Origin of the sequence: Arcicella rosea (assembly GCF_040543805.1) — a bacterium.
Lineage (GTDB): Bacteria > Bacteroidota > Bacteroidia > Cytophagales > Spirosomataceae > Arcicella > Arcicella rosea.
Window position 1 is genome coordinate 724,782 of the sequence record NZ_JBEUMS010000001.1, and the last position, 16,985, is coordinate 741,766.

Genomic DNA, 16,985 nt, shown 5'->3' on the forward strand with positions numbered 1-16,985 from the left:
TTATTTTCGTATTCCAAAACACACAGCGTCACTGCCCACCAAAATTCCCTCTGAAAGTATAGTTGTTTAACCGAATTGACGGAAAATCAAAAACGGTTAAGAATTCATGTTGAGAATTTAGCATTACCTATCAATGAATCTTAAAAATTTAAGTGACGAGCAATTAGTTTCCCTGTATATCGACAATCAAAGTAATCTCTATTTTGAACAACTTTACGACCGTTATGCTGATAAAATTTATCGCAAATGCTTATCGTTCGTCAAAGAAGAAGCTAAAGCTGAAGATTATACTCATGATATTTTCATGAAACTTGTGCTGAATATTGCTTCATTCAAGGAAACCGCCAAGTTTTCTACTTGGCTGTATGCTATTACTTATAATTACTGTATTGATCAAACAAGAATCACGAAAAGGTTTGCTGAAAATCCTATTGAAGAACATTTTGATGTAGTTGAAGATGATGATGAAACTGAATTAGCCGAAATGGAAGCCAATAGACTTCGCAAAGCTTTACAGCAAATTGTTCCTGAAGACAAAACCATTTTGATGATGAAGTATCAAGATGAAATGAGTATCAAAGAAATTTCTGGCAATTTAGATATTTCTGAAAGTGCTGTTAAAATGCGTTTGCTCAGAGCGAAAGACAAACTCAAAAAGGCATACTTAGAAAGTTTATTTTTTTGGGGAGTGATTATCACAAAAGCCATCCATGTTTTTTTTAATCATGAACAATAATTCATTTAAAAATATCGACACCGAAAAAAAAATACCTGCTCACGTAAAGTCTGCTCTGATAGCAGAAATCGAAACCATCAGAAATACTGCTGTTTTGGTAGAATTATTTGTAGGCAATTTCATCAACACTTTTAGCAAATCAATAGAAGATATACACATCAAAGAAAAAAATCCCAACGTTTGATTTTCTTTTTATTCATTTCAGAAAACAATTACCATTATGCCTAATATTCAAGAGATACTTTTTCAAACTTTTCAAAAGCTCTTAGAGCAGCTATTTTTATTTACTCCTAAAGTACTTGGAGCAATCGTTTTGTTAATTATCGGTATTATTATCGCCAAAATAGTAACGAATATTTTACAGAAAGGTCTTGAAAAAACTGGATTTGATAAACTTGGCGACAAGCTGAATACCATCGAAATTATTCAGCGTTTTGGTTCAATTAAGCTAAGTAAGCTGGTCTCAAAAACGCTTTATTACTTTATTATGCTGGTATTTGTAACAGCAGCAACCGAAACGCTAGGCATGAAAGTACTGACAGACATGGTAACGTCGTTGGTCAATTTAATTCCTAAATTAATTGCTTCGGCATTGATGCTTTTAGCTGGAGTAATGATTGCCGATGCACTCAAGAATTCGGTCATTAATATTTGCAAATCTTTGAAAATAGATTCAGGGAAATTATTGGGAAACATTGTTTTCTTTTTCTTTTTGATTATCGCCCTGATTGCGGCTTTGAAGCAGGCGGGTATTGAAACGAGTTTGCTAGAATCTAGCTTTAATCTGATTATTGGTGGAATTATTTTAGCGTTTGCGGTAGGTTATGGCATGGCATCGAAAGATGTTTTAGCTAATATTCTTTCAAATTTCTATAGTAAAAACAAATTCAAAGAAGGGCAAATTGTAGTGTTGGATGGTGTAAAAGGCGAAATCATTACGATTGATACCACTTCTATCACCTTAAAAACAGGCGAAAGCAATACCGTTTTTCCTTTAAGTATTTTACAAAATCAGAAAGTAGAAATCATTACAGTGAACAATATTTGATAGAATTCTTTCCATACTGAAAAATCTCCAATGCTTCATTCTTGAATATTTGGAGATTTTTTTATGCCTCAAATACGCTCGTATCTTCACATAAACCCTATAATTAAACATACAATCACACAGGTAATCAAGTTTTTTTGTGTTTTTGATGTACTTTTGCATCAGAACAATTATACCATTGCTTCTTTGTAGTTGAGCAATGGTTTTTTCAAGGCAAGTAAAAAGGAAATTTTAAGAGAAATCCTTACCCTAAAATAGCAAATTAATATTCAACAAATGGCTTTAGACCAAGAATCTGACAAAGAATTAGACGAAACAGAAGGTGAAGAAATGACCTTCCTTGACCACCTCGAAGAACTCCGCTGGCATATCTTACGTTCGGTAGCCTCTATTTTGATATTTACAATTATCGCATGGATTTTCCAAAAAGAAATCTTTGGAAAAGTAATTATGGGGCCTTCAAAATCTGAATTTTGGACGAACAGAATGCTTTGTAAACTAGCAGATGCTACGGGCGTAGAGGGATTGTGTTTTACACAAGCGAATTTTATTTTACAAAGTAGAGAAGTATCAGGTCAGTTTATGATGGCGCTTACACAATCAATCCTTGTGGGTTTGTTGTTTTCTTTCCCTTATTTTTTCTGGGAAATTTGGCGCTTTGTAAAACCAGGCTTAAAACTTACAGAAGCAAAGGCGGCTCGTGGAGCAGTTTTCTGGGTTTCATTACTTTTCTTCATGGGTGTTTCATTTGGTTATTTTGTAGTTTCGCCAATGGCAATCAACTTTTTGGCAAGCTTTAAATTAGACGAATCTATCCAAAACCAATTCGATATTAGTGATTATATTTCATTACTTTCGATGATGACTTTGGCTTGCGGACTAACCTTCCAATTACCAATGATTACTTATGTACTTTCACGAGTTGGAGTACTTACGCCATCATTTATGCGAGAATATCGTCGTCATGCAGTCGTTGTGATTTTGATTGTTGCCGCAGTTATTACGCCTTCTCCAGATATGATTTCTCAATTATTGGTCACTATTCCATTATTGGGTTTATATGAAGTAAGTATTATTGTTTCGGCAAGAGTAAACCGCCAGCGTGAAGCAGAAATGTTGTAAGTGAAGTTTATGAGTCTATGAGTTGATAAGGTTTTTGATAACCTAAAACTTAAATATTCTTCAACATAAAATTTAATATTCTCGAACATGAGTTATCTCGAATTTTAAAATTACAAAAGCGGTCTTAAATTAGTTTTTGACCGTTTTTTTATGATTGATGGACAAACGAATTCCTACTGTTTGAGCGAAGCGAGTTTAGGAATTCTTGATTTTCTTTTGCGGCCGCCGCTGCGGTTACTTTTCTTTCCTTGATGAAAGAAAAGTAAGGACTAGAATAAATTCAAAAACCTTTGAATTCTTCTAAAACTCTTTACTTTAAAGGGAATTCTGGATAATTCATGTTTAAATTATACCCATACCATGCTCAAGAAAGAACGTTATCAAAAGCTAATCGCTTATTTCACCGAAAACTTCCCGATTGCAGAAACGGAATTGCATTATCGCACGCCTTATGAATTATTGGTAGCGGTATCCTTATCAGCACAATGTACTGATAAGCGTGTGAACATGGTAACGCCAGCTTTATTTGAACGTTTCCCCGATGCCGAATCACTATCAAAAGCTGAATTTGATGAAGTGTTTCATTATATCCGCTCGATTTCTTATCCGAACAATAAAGCCAAACACCTAATTGGCATGGCACAACGTTTGGTTTCAGTATATCATTCAGAAGTACCAAGCACTATTGAAGAATTGCAAACTTTGCCGGGTGTTGGTCGTAAAACTGCAAATGTAATTGTTTCGGTGATTTATAATCAGCCCGCAATGGCGGTGGATACACACGTTTTTAGAGTATCTCACAGGATCGGTTTAGTCGCCAAAACAGCAACTACTCCTTTAGCGGTTGAAAAGGAATTGATTAAATATATTCCAGAAGCATCTGTACCAGTAGCGCATCACTGGTTGATACTTCATGGTCGATATATTTGTGTAGCAAGAAGTCCAAAATGTGGAGAATGTGCGTTGAAACATCTTTGTAAATACTACGAAGCACTTGAAAAGAAGGTGATGAAAGAAAAGAGTAGCAAAAAGCCTTAAGCTTTGAGTTATGAGCTTTTTTATTTTCAAATCTTCAAATTCTCACATTTTCAAATTAGATAATCATGCAAGAATACATTCAACAAAACTGGTTAGAAGGCTTAGGGATACTCACAACATTAATTTGTGTGTGGTTGAATACTCGCCAAAATATTTGGGGTTGGTTTTGGGCTATTGTTTCTTCTGGGATTTATGGAGTGATTTACTGGCAATTCAAATTGTATTCAGATATGGAATTGCAAGTAGTGTTTATCATTTTAAGTATTTATGGTTGGTATCAATGGCTTTTTGGAGGTAAAGAAAGAACAGAATTGCCAGTTACTACAATGCCTACTAAATTTTGGCTCGCTTGTTCTGTGATTTTTTTAGCTTTCACATTGGCTTCAGGTTATATGCACAGCAAATATTCTGATGCTAGTTTGCCTTATGTAGATTCGGGACTGACGGCAATAAGTTTAATTGCTCAATGGATGATGGCAAGAAAATACCTTGAAAACTGGATTTTGTGGATTGGCGCAGACTTTTTTTATACAGGAATGTACTTATACAAAGGGCTTTACGGAACAAGTCTATTGTATTTACTTTTATTAGTTTTGGCAATGAAAGGTTATCAAGACTGGAAGAAAAGCCAAGGGTTAATGTTGGATTTGTGATTTGAGATTTCGGAAGAATATCCGAAATCTCAATGCTCTCACTCTATTCTACCACCGCAACACCTCCGCCTGAATAACTTCTGTACTCTCCACGATACATCGCATCTGCCGAAACAGGTCCCATTTGAAATTTGCCTTTTGAAACAGCTCTTACTAAATAATAGAAAGTCTGGGCTTTGTCGGAAACATTGGTGAAGAAATTAATTCTATCGTCTCTAATATCAAAATGCTCTGGCGTACTTTGGTCTTTTATCCATACTAAATCTCTATCTGCATTCAATCTTGGGTTTTCAATTTCCAAACCTGCTGGAAGCATATCCGTTACCACTACGTTATCCACATTCAAACCATTCGATGTGGATAAAGTAATTTTTACCACAATCAATTGATTTTGTTTGAATTTAGCTTCGCCCAAAGGTTGCCCCGAACGAGTATAGAATTGCTTACGCACTCTCAAAATATTGTCCGTTTCTTCGTATTTGCCCGAAGCACTCAAACCTTCTGCTTGAGCAAAGTAATATAAACTCCCTTTTCCTTGTGTGCGAATCTGCGACTGAGTACCGATATTTTTGACTAATAAATCTTTTGTGGTAAAATTACCAACCACTTTTCCATTCGTAGTCAGCGAAGCCGTAATGTTGCTTGCGTTGGCTTTTTTCGCCAATTTACCCAAAGCTAAAAAGGCAAAAGATTGCTCTTGCGTAGTTAGCCAACGTTCTTGTTTGAGTACTGTGGAAAGTTGTCTTGCCAAAGTCGGAATCTGAATATTATTCGGGTCGGTATCAATCAAAGTATTCAATACCAAAGCCTGATTTCTAATCGGTGAGCTGAAACTTCCGCCAGATTGCTTTTCAGTTTGTTCAAAAGCATAATTTTTCGGTAAAATGGCAGAGTAACTTCTTACATCGCCAATCAAACTATAAGCGGCAGCCAATAAATACTTCTCGTCAGTTGTTAAAATATTCGGATTGGCTTTGTAATAATTCATGACCGAACGGTTGGGTTTGCCAGCCAAAGCCAAAACGTACAAACTATAAATGGTCTCTCGGCTTGCAATTACTTTTGTCGTAAAGCCATTTCCTTGATAATAATATTCGTTTTCGGTCTTTTTTGTGTTGGATTGATTACTGAGGTACTCAATCAATTTGCCTAAAGTGGTATTGTTTACTTCAAAATCATTCTTCTGAGCTTCCAACAAAAAGTGCGTTGCAAAAGCAGAACCCCACCAAGATTCACGCTCTCCACCTTGCCAGTACGACATTCCTCCGCTTGGCAATTGCATCGTTTCTAATTTACGAATGGTAGTTTCTACATTAAAGCGTGGATTCAACTGATTATCGCCCGTTTTCATATAAGGCTTTTTGCCCGACTGAATTTGTTTTACCAAATCGGCAAAGTACAATTGTGGAAAAGCCGAAGCCGTAGTTTGTTCTACACAACCATAAGGATAGTCTAACAAACTTTGGAACTGATTGGTAAACTGCACCATTGGCGATTTACTCAAAGTAATTTCAGAACTGATACTATTTGGTAAATAATCATGCACCAAATTTACCGAAGCCGTTCCGCCACCATTTACAACACCCGAAACAGCAGTTTTCATCAAAGAAGTACTTGGACGAATGGTTAAATCTATTTTTTCAGTAAACTTTTCTTTCAAACCATTTACCGTAACGTTTACTACGGCATTACCAGTCATCGCTCCTGCTTTTACAGAAAAATAAGTTCTACCTTCTCTTTCTGCTGGAATAACCAAATTTTGCGTTCTTAATCCTGTAACTGACAATCCGCCCGATAAAGTAATATTGGTGCTTACCGAAGCATTTTGTTTGGTAGTATTGGTGATATTTACGGGTACTTGTATTTCATCATCAGGCGAAACAAATCTTGGCAAAGCCGTACTTACCACCAATGGGTCGGCAACTTTCATGTTTTTAGTGGCCGAGCCAAAAGCTTCGTCTTTGTAGCCGACTGCCATGATGCGTAAATCGCCCGAAAACTGTGGAATATCAACTTCAAAAGTAGTTTCTCCGCCAAAACCAGTTTTCACAATGCCCGACCAAATCGCTACTAATTTTACTCTGCCATTAATCAGTGGATTGACTCTTTTTTCCAAATCATAACCATCGCCACCTACCGACGAGCTTCCCGAAATAGATAATTCTGGAAAAAGGAAAGGATATAAATCAAAGCTGTTTACTTCTAAAGCCTGTTTTTGATAAAAATGCTTGTAAGGGTCGGGCGTTTTGAAATTCTTCAATTGCAAAATACCTTCGTCCACTACCGCAATCGTTACTTCTGTATTGGCTTTGGTTTTAATGGTGATTTTTTGTTTGGTTTTTGAACGAGATTTTTCAACCGCCACAATTTCAATCGGTAATTGATTATCAAGTTCTTCTACCATGACTGGCGCATAACCATGTGCTACAGTCAGCGGTAAATTGGCATTGTCTAAAGGACGAATCAGCGTAGCCGAAACATACACATTTGGCAAATGTTCTTTCCGAATTGGGAAACTCAACTCTGCCGATTTTTTGTCGGTTTCAATCACAAAATTTTCTAACACGTGATTTCTTTCAATCGTAACAATCAATTTTCCAGCAAAAGGCGTTTTGAAGAGAACTTTGGCTTTGTCGCCTACATTGTACTTTTCTTTATCAAATTCCATTTCTACTTGTCCTTCGTTGTTGACTTCAAAAGAACTGTTTTGAGTACTACCAAAACCATAAGCATAAAAACTTTGTGCCGTCCAAGACTTCGCTCCTTCGCTATGTACTCTTACTTCGTATTCACCCGAAACTGGCGGAGCATAAGCCACAGTAGTTTTACCATTTTCAAAAGATAAAGCCCTTGAATAGACAACTTTCGTCTGTTTTTTAGAAGAATATTTCAAGGTATTATTCGGATTTTTCTGAATAACAGTTTGGTATTCAAAACGAACAATTTCTACTTTACCACTTGCATTAGCAAGTTTTCCATCCTTATTCAAAGCTACCAAAGGAATTTGTACGGGCACATTGGTACTGATATAAGTATCGGGCATTCCGATGCCATAAAATACGGGTTGTGTGAAAACATCAACCTTTTTGAGTCTGTTTACTGGGCGACCCGTTTCATCAAAAACTGTTACAAAAGTTTTAGCTTCCAACACACCCATGTTGCTATAAGTAGCAGGAATTAGAAAGTTTTCTTTTGCCATACCATTGGCATCGGTTACACCTTCCCTTTGAATGACTTCAAAATTAGTATTGTCCTGAATATCAAAAATATAGTTTTTAAATGCCTTAGCTTCAAAGCGTTTTCTTTTCAGCTCTATTTCCATTTCGTAATTTCGATTTGAAGCAGGTGGTCCAAATAAATTCTGTGCTGTAGCTGCAATTTGAATAGTTTCGCCATTGCGATAAAACTCTTTGTTGGCTTTTACATCAACCTTAATTCTATCGGGCATAAATTCTTCAATCGCAATATTTCTGGAAGCCAACAAAACATCGTTGGCATTCAGTACTTCAAGAACGTAAGTACCTGTAATCGAAGAAGTACTTGTTGGAATTGATAAAGCGACAGCTCCTTGTGGATTAGTTTCTTTTCTAAAGGTTTTGAATTCTCGTCCGTTAGGTAACAAAAGACGAATTTTCACAGGAATTTCTCCAACCGATTCCCAGTTTTGCTTGCGAATAACGGTATTCATATTAATAGTTTCGCCCGGACGATAAATGTCACGGTCGCCATACAAAAAGGCTTCAAAACCAGAAGTATTATCACGTTTGCCTTCTACATCAAAACGAGAGGTTTCTACTTGAGAACCATCCATTAATAAGTAATTGAAATCGTCGGCAGTATGTGCCGAAATCATCGCTACTTTAAAGCCAGAAGCTTTTAAATCTTTAAAAATAACAATGCCTTTTGAATCTGTTTTGGCAGTTTGAATGGTTTGATTATTACTTGAAACCAAACGGATTTCTACATCACGCATGGGGTCAGCCGTTTTGATAGAATTAGCAAAAACGACTACTTCGTTTTCAGAAGTTTTCATGATTAAACCAATGTCTGAAATACTCACCAATTTAGTCGCACTGTTGTAATATTCGTCACTTGAATTCAAACTGACTAAGTAAATACCTTTGATATTGTTCTGTTCTGGCAAAGATAAATTCAAGGCACGCACGCCTTTTACTTTGCTCAGGTTAGAAGTTTCAACCGTTTTATTAACAATCACATCCGAATATTGCCCCGATTCATCGGTGTCGTACATAAACGAACCTGCTTTGTATTCGTCCGTTTCTTCATTGTAGTCGTTATAATCTTGATAACGCCCATTCTTCATAAAATGCAAAATGTTATTTTCATACACTTTGGCAATTCTTACATTCACTTTGGGTGTATTAACGATATTTATGGCAATATTTTTATTTCCTTTTGACGATAAGTAAATGGCTTTCTTATTCACAAAACCAATAGAAGCAGGCATTTGCCCAAAGTATAAATCTTTGATATAATCTTCTGACAAACTTGCGCCCATTACACCTTTGATGTTTTTATTGATTGTCAGAATATAATTATCACTTTCATTAAAATCTCCACGAATAATAAAACCATTATCTATCGTTTCGACTTTGGTACTCATTGTCAGGTTCGTCTTTTCGGGTACTTTTACTTCAATGTTTTTCTCGATAGGATTTCCCGTAGAATCATATTCTATCACCGCTTCTTCTACTGCTTCTTGCTGTTTTGTACCTCCATCGGCTTCAATAGCATACATATTTTGTAAAAACTCAGTCGGCACACTTTGGTTGGTAATTACTTTTATATAACCTTGATTACTCTCGAAACCATGTTGAACATCAATGATTTCTAATGTTTTTATATCGGGTAAAGTCGTTTCTAGACTTAATTCTTCTGGCGTTTCAAAGTTAGAATTAGGCATCGAAAGCCCTTTTTCAATCGTCACTTTAAACGACTTTCCACTTGCATCACTTTGATTTTTTAGCTTCACTAACACATTTGCCAAAGCACCAGATTGTGTGATTTGAAACTCTTGTTGCTTGCCGTCTTCATCCGTCAAAACCAATACTTTTGCCAATTCTTGTGGATTGACAGGATAATTGAAATTCACTTTCAACATCGCTGTAGCCTGTCCGTCCTCTCTTGATTTTGTCCAGAAAGATTCTATATTTTCTACTTTCAAATAAGGCGTATGAAACTTGATTTTATCGACATCCAAACCCAAATCTTTTTCAGCTTTTGCCAGAATAGTTTTCAATACCATTGCCGAGTAATCGGTAGCAGGTTCAAAACCAACAGCAGGCGAAAACACCAATTCGTTGGTGGCAGTCCACTTAAATTTACCTTCTACTTTGGGTGAGAATTCAATCAGTGGCTCAGACGACCAAGTATTCAAATCTGATTCTTTGACCAAATCCTTACTAAAAGTAAACACAAGGTTTTGCGTAAGCTGCACTTCATCTTCAAAATTCATATTTCGGATAGAAATATCTCCAAATTTTGAACAAGAAAACAATAAAAAGAAAGAAATGAGCAGGAAGTAGATACCCGATTTTGGGCGAAACAAAGAGGTTTTCATAGAGCTTTGAGTCGATTTAGCAAATCGAAAAACAGAATTAAATGGGTTTGTAAAAATCTGCTGAGAAGTTCAGAAATTTTGATGATTTTTCAATTTTTTAAACATAAATCTTTATGTAAATTTAGTAAACGGTCAATTGTGGCGGATAGTGTCAAATTTTTTTGAAAGAAGGTTTTTAATTGGCATTCCTTTCATTATTTATTGGAACGAAACAATTGACGGAATAATTATAGGGAATTCAATATTGCTGCTTTCTTCGTTTTTATACGGAAAATTGCGTGAAAAAGATAGGCAAACCTATCAAAAAGATGGAATGACCTATCTCAGAGATGGATTCTTGATTCTTTTTGATGGGTTTGTCAATGGGAAAGATAGGTTGGCTGGTTTCTTAAAACAAAAAAAGAGACTACTCCTTTCGGAATAATCTCTTTTGATACGTTAAATATTCTAAGGTTAAACAATTGTACTCATTTCAAGAATTGTTAGTTTACTTTCCAAGTTGGTACTTTTGCTTTTTTGGCAATTCTGTATGAATAACCTAAACTGATTGAATAATCTGCAAAAGCAGCATCGCCTTGTACGTGAACGTATTTTGTAGGGTCAGTAATTTTAGAGTTTTGTAAGTTCTGATCTGCAATGTCCGCTGCACTTTGAATACGATTTTTGATAAAGTTGTAAGGCACAAACAAACTAAATGTATGTTGACCTGTACGATAAGTAACACCCGGCTCAATGGCAACAACATAACCCGGACGACGATAAGCTACTTGACCACCGAAAGCATCGTAAGCAGGAATTCCTTCAAATCTACCAGCTAATGAGAAGGCAAAATTTTGCTTTTTACCTACTGCTGTCATAAACCCTGCACGAGCAAAGTATTGGTCTGGCGAAGCATAAATATTATACCCTTCTAAACCTGCTTTTGGTGCAGATTTGAAAGAACCATTTGATTCTTGTGGACTGAATAAATAATAAGCATTTGCAAATGCGTAGATATTTCTATGAATTTGTCTGAATCCTTGGAATTCCAAAGAAAAACCAACGCCACCATCACCCGGTTGAATGGCTTGGTCCATCACTACATTCTTCTTAGTACCGTCAGTTTGCAAAGCATCATCAGTAGCTGTATAGCTTCCTGTGGCTAATTTGATACCAGCCCCAATCATGACATTACCTTTATGCGCATTTTCTGGTTTAATTAACCAATAGTTTGCTCCAAAACGGATGTCGGCTAAACCACCAGCACTTACGCTATAGCGAGTCAATTTCTTACTTGCAGCATCAGCTGTTAATGTTAAAGTTTGCGAGCGTTCAGAATTTACAAACGGAAGAGTAGCATTTAACTGCAATCTGCTAGACAGTCCATAAGATACATTGAAATCAACAGCATGTTGATAAATATTCACAGCATTGCCTAATGTTTGACGTTGCGGTTGTTCTTCAGTACCAACAAAATGGCGCCAAGAGTGAAAGTAACGGTAGTTTGCTCCTACTTGAATTTCACCTTTTGAAAGGTTGTAAGAAGAAGAAGCTGACATTGCATTGATACCGCCCATTTGGCGAACAGCTACACAACCTTGTGCGTTAGCTTGTTCGTTGATGAACAATGCAGTAGCCACAATCATTAAAGAATGTAAAGTTTTTTTCATGAAATTATTTTTTGGATATTTAAAAGAGAAGAATGTTCTTATTCAGCTGTAAATTACGAATGTTGAATTGTGTGTTTTTGTATTCCACAATTCAACATTCAAAACTCATCACTCACTAATTGCCACCATCGGCTTTTCCACGTGCTACGGCATAATCACCGATTTTCTTGCCGCAAACTAAACCTACTTCACAATCAAAACGGTAGTGAATTGCGCCATAAATTCTTGATTCAGAAGCTTCTTTAGCCATTGCATCTAAACTAGTTTGCTGACTTGGGAATAGATAAGAAAGTACCGAAGCTGCTGCTGCCGAAAACGTTGAGTGTCCAGAAGTGAAACTTGGGAAATTCGGCGTTCCTGTCGCAGTTTTTATACTTGGGTCAACTTGGTTTGGTCTTGGATAAAAATAGTAGTATTTGGTATCCCAACAACAAACACCTGCATCATGAATAGCAGTATTCATCAATGCTAAAGCTCTTGCTGTTCTGATTTCAGACATACTCGCATCTCTGATTAAATCCATCGCAATCTGATTCCAGTGTCCCGGAGGCGTTGAAGTACCCAAGCCATCCGCCCAGAATTGTACAATCGACCATTGTTTACGAGTAATATTTTCAGAATAATTTTTTACTTCTGCTAGATCTTTCTTGAAAGCATCTGAATCTAAAGCTGGAGGTGCAGCAGGACGAATAGCATCACGAGTTGCTTTATCGAAATTCCAAGTTTTTACTTCTCCAAATCTCATTAACATACCCGGACGAGAAGGAATATCAAGGCTTTTCCAAGCTGTTTTTAATCCTCTTGCTACAGCTGCTTCAGCCATTTGTGCTTGAATAGTAAGGTTTCCACCAGCAGTACCTGTACCATCTGTTTTAGCATAAGCAATGATTTTATCAGCAACTGCTTTTCCTAAAACATCAGCCGCATCAACATCACTTTGTACATTTTTACCTGCCCAAATACCTACTTTACGACCTTCTTCGTATTTATTATCTATCAATTGTGTTGGATAACTTCCTGGGAATAAAAACTTCAATACTCTACTTGATGCCGCTGCAATTACTGCTTCTTCAGAAGGGTAATCTGGTAAATCATCTGTATTTGTTTTTCTGTTGTACTTGTATTTATAAGCCCAAGTTGCTACCAAAGCATCGTATTGCGCAACACTAATTAAAGCATAAGCTCTTGAAGCATAAGGAGGATTGGCAAATGGGAAATAAGGTAAAGTATCAGGTTTTGCAGAGTTCGGTGCTGAATAAGTACCGTTTTCGTTTGGTTCTGGTGCAAGGTTATATCTTGCGATAAGTTCACGAGCAATTTCGTTCCAACGACCTACTGCGCCTACTTGCCAGTATGTTAAAGCGCTTTTTTGTTCAGCAGTTAAATTTGAAGCTACTTTTTGAGCTTCTGCTAATTCAGCTTTGTATTCAGCAGAACTTGTTTCTTTCGGTGCTGGAACTGCATAGTCGGTTGCTACACCGAAATACATTTTCCAAGTACCAGCGTTAGGCTCATTACTTGTTGGGACTAATGGGCGAAGTGATGTTCTTTCAACTTCTTTTGAACAAGATAATGCAAAAAGGCTAATAAAAAATATAGATAAAATTCTTGATTTCATGATGCTATGGGGATAATTGTCAGAATGAAATGGCTACTGATAGACTATTTCTTTTTCTTAAAATTCAAAATGTATTGTAATTGAGCGCCATAAGAAGCCTCCACTTTGCCAACGTTTCTACCAGCAATTACATGCGAGAAGTGTCCGTTTACAGAAAAGTTCTCAATCGGAGTATGCCAAGTAACAAAAACACCAACACGAGTCCAGTCCATTTTATTAGCAGGTAAAGGCATATCGTAACGGCGAATATCCGTTCCACTTGTTGCAGTAATATTGTCGATAAAAGCCTCCGCCAATACAGCTTTTTTATTCATACCAATTCTTAAAGAAGTACTTACCTGGTCAGGTACAGCCATTTCGTGGCTATATTCTATTTCATTACCAGTATAGTAATTGGTTCTGTCAACCTTAGTTTTGCTTCTAGCAATGTAACCACCTTGCGCAGTTATATGGATACCATAAGGCAATAATTGATGTACAATAAGGCGAGCTGAAGCTGTTTTAGAATGCAATCCGATTGAGAAAGGCAAGAAATCAGGCACATAATTCGTCACAGGGACAGATGCACCGATTACTCCGAATAATTGCATTTTGCCATAAGAAAAGAAATTATACTTTGCTGCAACATTCAAATCTTGAACTCCTTGTAAACCAGTCATCGTTCCAGCCGAAGCTTCGTTTTTGATATAAGGCAAAACGGCAAAAACGTTTAATTTTTCGGTAACACCATAAGCTGCCATGAACGAAGCCATTTGCGTAGAAAGTGTACCGATATTAAGATTGTTACGAAGTCTTTCGCCTTCCCAGTATTGATTCCAAGATTCTTTATCGTAATTAAGTACCAAACACAACTCATTTTTTGACATCATCAAGCCATCTTGAGTTGTTTGTGCAAAACTCATTTTAGTGAAAAATAGTAAGCAGCAAGTACAAGTAAATGTTAGTAAATGTTTCTTCATTTTGTAATGATTAGTTTCTTTAAATTGGACTCTCTTCCAAAATTATGGAATACAAAAGTCAATTCCAAACAAAGGGAAAAAATATTGGATTATTTGGAAATAAAATATTTTTATCAAAAAAGTATAAATAAAAATACACTTATTACTAGTATTGTATAGTACAGCTACTTTTTAGCTGATTTTTTAAGTGTTTCTACGGAGGTTCATCTAAGAGATTTCATTCTAAAGAATGCCACTTTCCACAATACTGGAAATTCTATACATTTATTACTGAATAAAATCAAGATAACTTGAGCGAGTTGAATTGAAGCATTGAAAGAAAAGGTATAGAACTATTCATTTTCACTTGTAATCTTGTAGTACTAATATTGTTGAGTATTAGGATGAAACGTTTTCCAACTATGCCAAAACTCTTGGTAAGCGTTTACTTTGGCAAGTGAAATATGTACCATTTTATTTTGATCAATACTTTCTCCTTTTAAATTATAACGAAGTTTATCATCCATCAAAGTATCATTTTTGATAGTGAATTTGCCATTATTGGTTGGGCTTTTGAAGGCAAAAAAACTTTTATTATCATTTGCCAAAACCAATAGAATTGCCTCATTCCCAATGTTGGTCTGGATAATTCTTTCTTTCTTCAAGCGATTCCAATCAAAAGCTTTACTTTCTTTCCCAATTTGGATACCCACTACCCACGATTTATCTTTCCATGATAAAGAATCCGTTCCAGTAAGTTTTTTTCTTGACCTTCCAGATTCATATTTGGCTGTACTGTCGTACTCTTCTTTGTATTTTAAATCAGGTTGCATGATTGTACTGGCTGGATACATCTTCAACCAAGTGTCTAACGATACTTGCTGTGAAGCAAGTTCTGGTAACATCGTACCTTTTAGTTTTCCTGTGATGGCTTCACCATTAGCTTGACGCCACCAGCTTTTAGTGGTATTATCTTCAAACATAGCATTGAAATGATCCATCCCAACCAATCTGAATGTTTCAGGTTTACCGTTAACAGTCGGTTCAAATACTCTTCCTGTTCTACAAACTGAGCAATAAGTAACCATGATAGGTTTACCAGCTAAAGTATCACGCACTTGATGATGATAGATAATCTGTGAAATTGGATAAGCTTTGGCTTCTCCATTGATTTCAACACCAATAATTACTCTGTCGAGTTTTATTTGGTTTTCATTGGCAGGTTTCATACTTAAAGCTTGGGTTTCTTCAAACATGGCATCAGCCGCCATTTTGAAATTAAAAGCATAACAAACACCAGTAGCTAATAAAATACCCAACAAAGTAAGCCAACGAGCTTGTTGAAAGGCAGGTAAAATGCCAAGCACAATCATTGCTCCAAATATGCCTCTAAATATCCAACGCCAAGTGTAAAGAAAGTAAGCAATGTCTATACTACGCATTTGCTGGCTTCCCGGCATGGGCATAATGAAATAAACATTCAGGATTTCAAAAATGATGACCCCTAAAACACCTAAATAGAATAGTTTTTTCATTCAATTTTATATCGTTGAATTATCTTAATTAATAGAAATGCCTTGTAAGTAAAAACTCTACATATCAATCTGATAGGTAGAGTTTGAAATATTAACCATTTATAAATACTTAATAACTTAGATTAGATTGAGTTTTTTAAAACTTTACACGTGTATAATCCGTGTAAAGTTTGTAATATTCCCAATTCTAATTTTATGAATATCTTCAATTTAGAGGAAAACAGAAAAAGAGATTTATTTTAGAAATACTTTGATTTTTCTTATTTACATAACAAAGATAAAAGTATTTTTTTGAAAAATCCAAATAACTGGAAAAAATTTCCAATATTTTGAATTTAATTTTAGAATCGTGGAAGAACTAATCTCTTTTTTGCCTTAAATCGCTCATTATAAGCCCCTGAATCAAGATTTTAAATTTCTTTTCTTAATTTTTTTTTTGAAGATAAAGTCTATTTCCAACAAATATTTAAAAAAAAGAGGTCTAAATTTCCAGTATTATGGAATTTTAGACCTCTTTTTTAGTTTGGAGATGAATTAGCATAACCCGTTTCTTCAGCAATCTTTTTAGCTCTTGCTTGATACATTGCTGGATTATCGGGAGCAAAAGTAGCCAAACCATCCACATACCGATTAAACATACAAAAGGCAGCGGCGATTAAAACAGTATCATGTATTTCAAAATCACTTGCACCTAATGCTTTGGCTTTTTCTACTTGATTTTCAGTGACAAACTTCCCCCCTTTTTGTACACTTTTAGCAATACTCAAAAGTGCTTTTAATTTATCAGAAATGGGTGCGGTCTGATAATCAGCCTTTACTTTTTGAACTAAGTATTCATCTTCTGTCGCATAATATTGCGCTACTGCCCCATGAATATTCTGACAGAAAAAACAGTCATTTAAAGATGAAACAAAAGTGGCGATTAGTTCTCTTTCTCCTTTCGTCAAGCCTTCGTCTGTACGAAGTAACGCTTCTGCTAAAGCATTTAATGGTTTCGCCGTTTTCGGACTAAATGCCAGTAATCCACGAATTCCCGGTAATTCTTCGGTCAATGTAATATGTGCCAT

13 protein-coding genes are annotated in these 16,985 nt (G+C 35.9%); 7 read left to right on the forward strand and 6 right to left on the reverse strand.

The window, feature by feature from the left end; genetic code table 11:
* Window positions 1–133: 133 nt before the first annotated feature.
* From ABID42_RS03275 to pnuC, 6 genes are all read left to right on the forward strand, one after another.
* On the forward strand, window positions 134–736 hold the full coding sequence (locus tag ABID42_RS03275; protein WP_367282407.1) for an RNA polymerase sigma factor: 603 nt from the start codon (window positions 134–136) through the stop codon (window positions 734–736).
* Window positions 726–920, forward strand: a complete 195-nt coding sequence (locus ABID42_RS03280) for a hypothetical protein (RefSeq protein ID WP_323257695.1) — start codon at window positions 726–728, stop codon at window positions 918–920. Before ABID42_RS03275 ends, ABID42_RS03280 begins: the two co-directional genes overlap by 11 nt.
* 36 nt (window positions 921–956) lie before the next feature.
* On the forward strand, window positions 957–1,784 hold the full coding sequence (locus ABID42_RS03285) for a mechanosensitive ion channel family protein (protein WP_367282408.1): 828 nt from the start codon (window positions 957–959) through the stop codon (window positions 1,782–1,784).
* A 276-nt stretch (window positions 1,785–2,060) separates the two neighbouring features.
* A complete protein-coding gene (tatC, locus tag ABID42_RS03290) occupies window positions 2,061–2,906 on the forward strand; it encodes a twin-arginine translocase subunit TatC (RefSeq protein ID WP_367282409.1) in 846 nt (281 codons plus the stop codon).
* Window positions 2,907–3,266: 360 nt separating this feature from the next.
* Window positions 3,267–3,944 carry an endonuclease III gene (gene nth, locus ABID42_RS03295; protein ID WP_367282410.1) on the forward strand — a complete coding sequence of 226 codons (678 nt, stop codon included), beginning with the start codon at window positions 3,267–3,269 and terminating at the stop codon, window positions 3,942–3,944.
* A gap of 65 nt (window positions 3,945–4,009) precedes the next feature.
* Complete coding sequence (gene pnuC, locus ABID42_RS03300) at window positions 4,010–4,597, forward strand: nicotinamide riboside transporter PnuC (protein WP_367282411.1); 588 nt, start codon at window positions 4,010–4,012, stop codon at window positions 4,595–4,597.
* 43 nt (window positions 4,598–4,640) lie between these two features.
* Here pnuC and ABID42_RS03305 read toward each other — a convergent pair whose 3' ends face one another.
* Window positions 4,641–10,178, reverse strand: a complete 5,538-nt coding sequence (locus ABID42_RS03305) for an alpha-2-macroglobulin family protein (protein ID WP_367282412.1) — start codon at window positions 10,176–10,178, stop codon at window positions 4,641–4,643.
* A 148-nt stretch (window positions 10,179–10,326) separates the two neighbouring features.
* Between ABID42_RS03305 and ABID42_RS03310 the strand changes: the two genes are divergently transcribed.
* Window positions 10,327–10,602 (forward strand): hypothetical protein, encoded by a 276-nt coding sequence (locus ABID42_RS03310; protein WP_367282413.1) that lies wholly within the window; start codon window positions 10,327–10,329, stop codon window positions 10,600–10,602.
* 58 nt (window positions 10,603–10,660) lie between these two features.
* On the opposite strand, the gene ABID42_RS03315 is transcribed toward ABID42_RS03310, so the two are convergent.
* The 5 genes from ABID42_RS03315 to ABID42_RS03335 all read right to left on the reverse strand — a co-directional run bounded on the left by ABID42_RS03315 (window position 10,661) and on the right by ABID42_RS03335 (window position 16,985).
* Window positions 10,661–11,827, reverse strand: coding sequence for a hypothetical protein (locus ABID42_RS03315; RefSeq protein ID WP_367282414.1), 1,167 nt, complete (start codon window positions 11,825–11,827; stop codon window positions 10,661–10,663).
* A 115-nt stretch (window positions 11,828–11,942) separates the two neighbouring features.
* On the reverse strand, window positions 11,943–13,445 hold the full coding sequence (locus tag ABID42_RS03320) for a vanadium-dependent haloperoxidase (protein ID WP_367282415.1): 1,503 nt from the start codon (window positions 13,443–13,445) through the stop codon (window positions 11,943–11,945).
* A gap of 44 nt (window positions 13,446–13,489) precedes the next feature.
* Window positions 13,490–14,347 carry a transporter gene (locus ABID42_RS03325; RefSeq protein WP_367282416.1) on the reverse strand — a complete coding sequence of 286 codons (858 nt, stop codon included), beginning with the start codon at window positions 14,345–14,347 and terminating at the stop codon, window positions 13,490–13,492.
* Between the two features lie 419 nt (window positions 14,348–14,766).
* Entirely contained in the window at window positions 14,767–15,918 is a 1,152-nt protein-coding gene (locus ABID42_RS03330) for a DUF3179 domain-containing (seleno)protein (protein ID WP_367282417.1), read from the reverse strand.
* A gap of 518 nt (window positions 15,919–16,436) precedes the next feature.
* The gene (locus ABID42_RS03335; protein ID WP_367282418.1) at window positions 16,437–16,985 is read right to left on the reverse strand and encodes a carboxymuconolactone decarboxylase family protein; all 549 of its coding nucleotides are present in this window, start codon (window positions 16,983–16,985) and stop codon (window positions 16,437–16,439) included.

What these genes read in the sequence shown, in the direction of transcription:
- ABID42_RS03275 (WP_367282407.1), top strand. Translation starts at nt 134, where the DNA reads ATGAATCTTAAAAATTTAAGTGACGAGCAATTAGTTTCCCTGTATATC.
- ABID42_RS03280 (WP_323257695.1), top strand. Translation starts at nt 726, where the DNA reads ATGAACAATAATTCATTTAAAAATATCGACACCGAAAAAAAAATACCT.
- ABID42_RS03285 (WP_367282408.1), top strand. Translation starts at nt 957, where the DNA reads ATGCCTAATATTCAAGAGATACTTTTTCAAACTTTTCAAAAGCTCTTA.
- tatC (WP_367282409.1), top strand. Translation starts at nt 2,061, where the DNA reads ATGGCTTTAGACCAAGAATCTGACAAAGAATTAGACGAAACAGAAGGT.
- nth (WP_367282410.1), top strand. Translation starts at nt 3,267, where the DNA reads ATGCTCAAGAAAGAACGTTATCAAAAGCTAATCGCTTATTTCACCGAA.
- pnuC (WP_367282411.1), top strand. Translation starts at nt 4,010, where the DNA reads ATGCAAGAATACATTCAACAAAACTGGTTAGAAGGCTTAGGGATACTC.
- ABID42_RS03305 (WP_367282412.1), bottom strand. Translation starts at nt 10,178, where the DNA reads ATGAAAACCTCTTTGTTTCGCCCAAAATCGGGTATCTACTTCCTGCTC.
- ABID42_RS03315 (WP_367282414.1), bottom strand. Translation starts at nt 11,827, where the DNA reads ATGAAAAAAACTTTACATTCTTTAATGATTGTGGCTACTGCATTGTTC.
- ABID42_RS03320 (WP_367282415.1), bottom strand. Translation starts at nt 13,445, where the DNA reads ATGAAATCAAGAATTTTATCTATATTTTTTATTAGCCTTTTTGCATTA.
- ABID42_RS03325 (WP_367282416.1), bottom strand. Translation starts at nt 14,347, where the DNA reads ATGAGTTTTGCACAAACAACTCAAGATGGCTTGATGATGTCAAAAAAT.
- ABID42_RS03330 (WP_367282417.1), bottom strand. Translation starts at nt 15,918, where the DNA reads ATGAAAAAACTATTCTATTTAGGTGTTTTAGGGGTCATCATTTTTGAA.
- ABID42_RS03335 (WP_367282418.1), bottom strand. Translation starts at nt 16,985, where the DNA reads ATGGCACATATTACATTGACCGAAGAATTACCGGGAATTCGTGGATTA.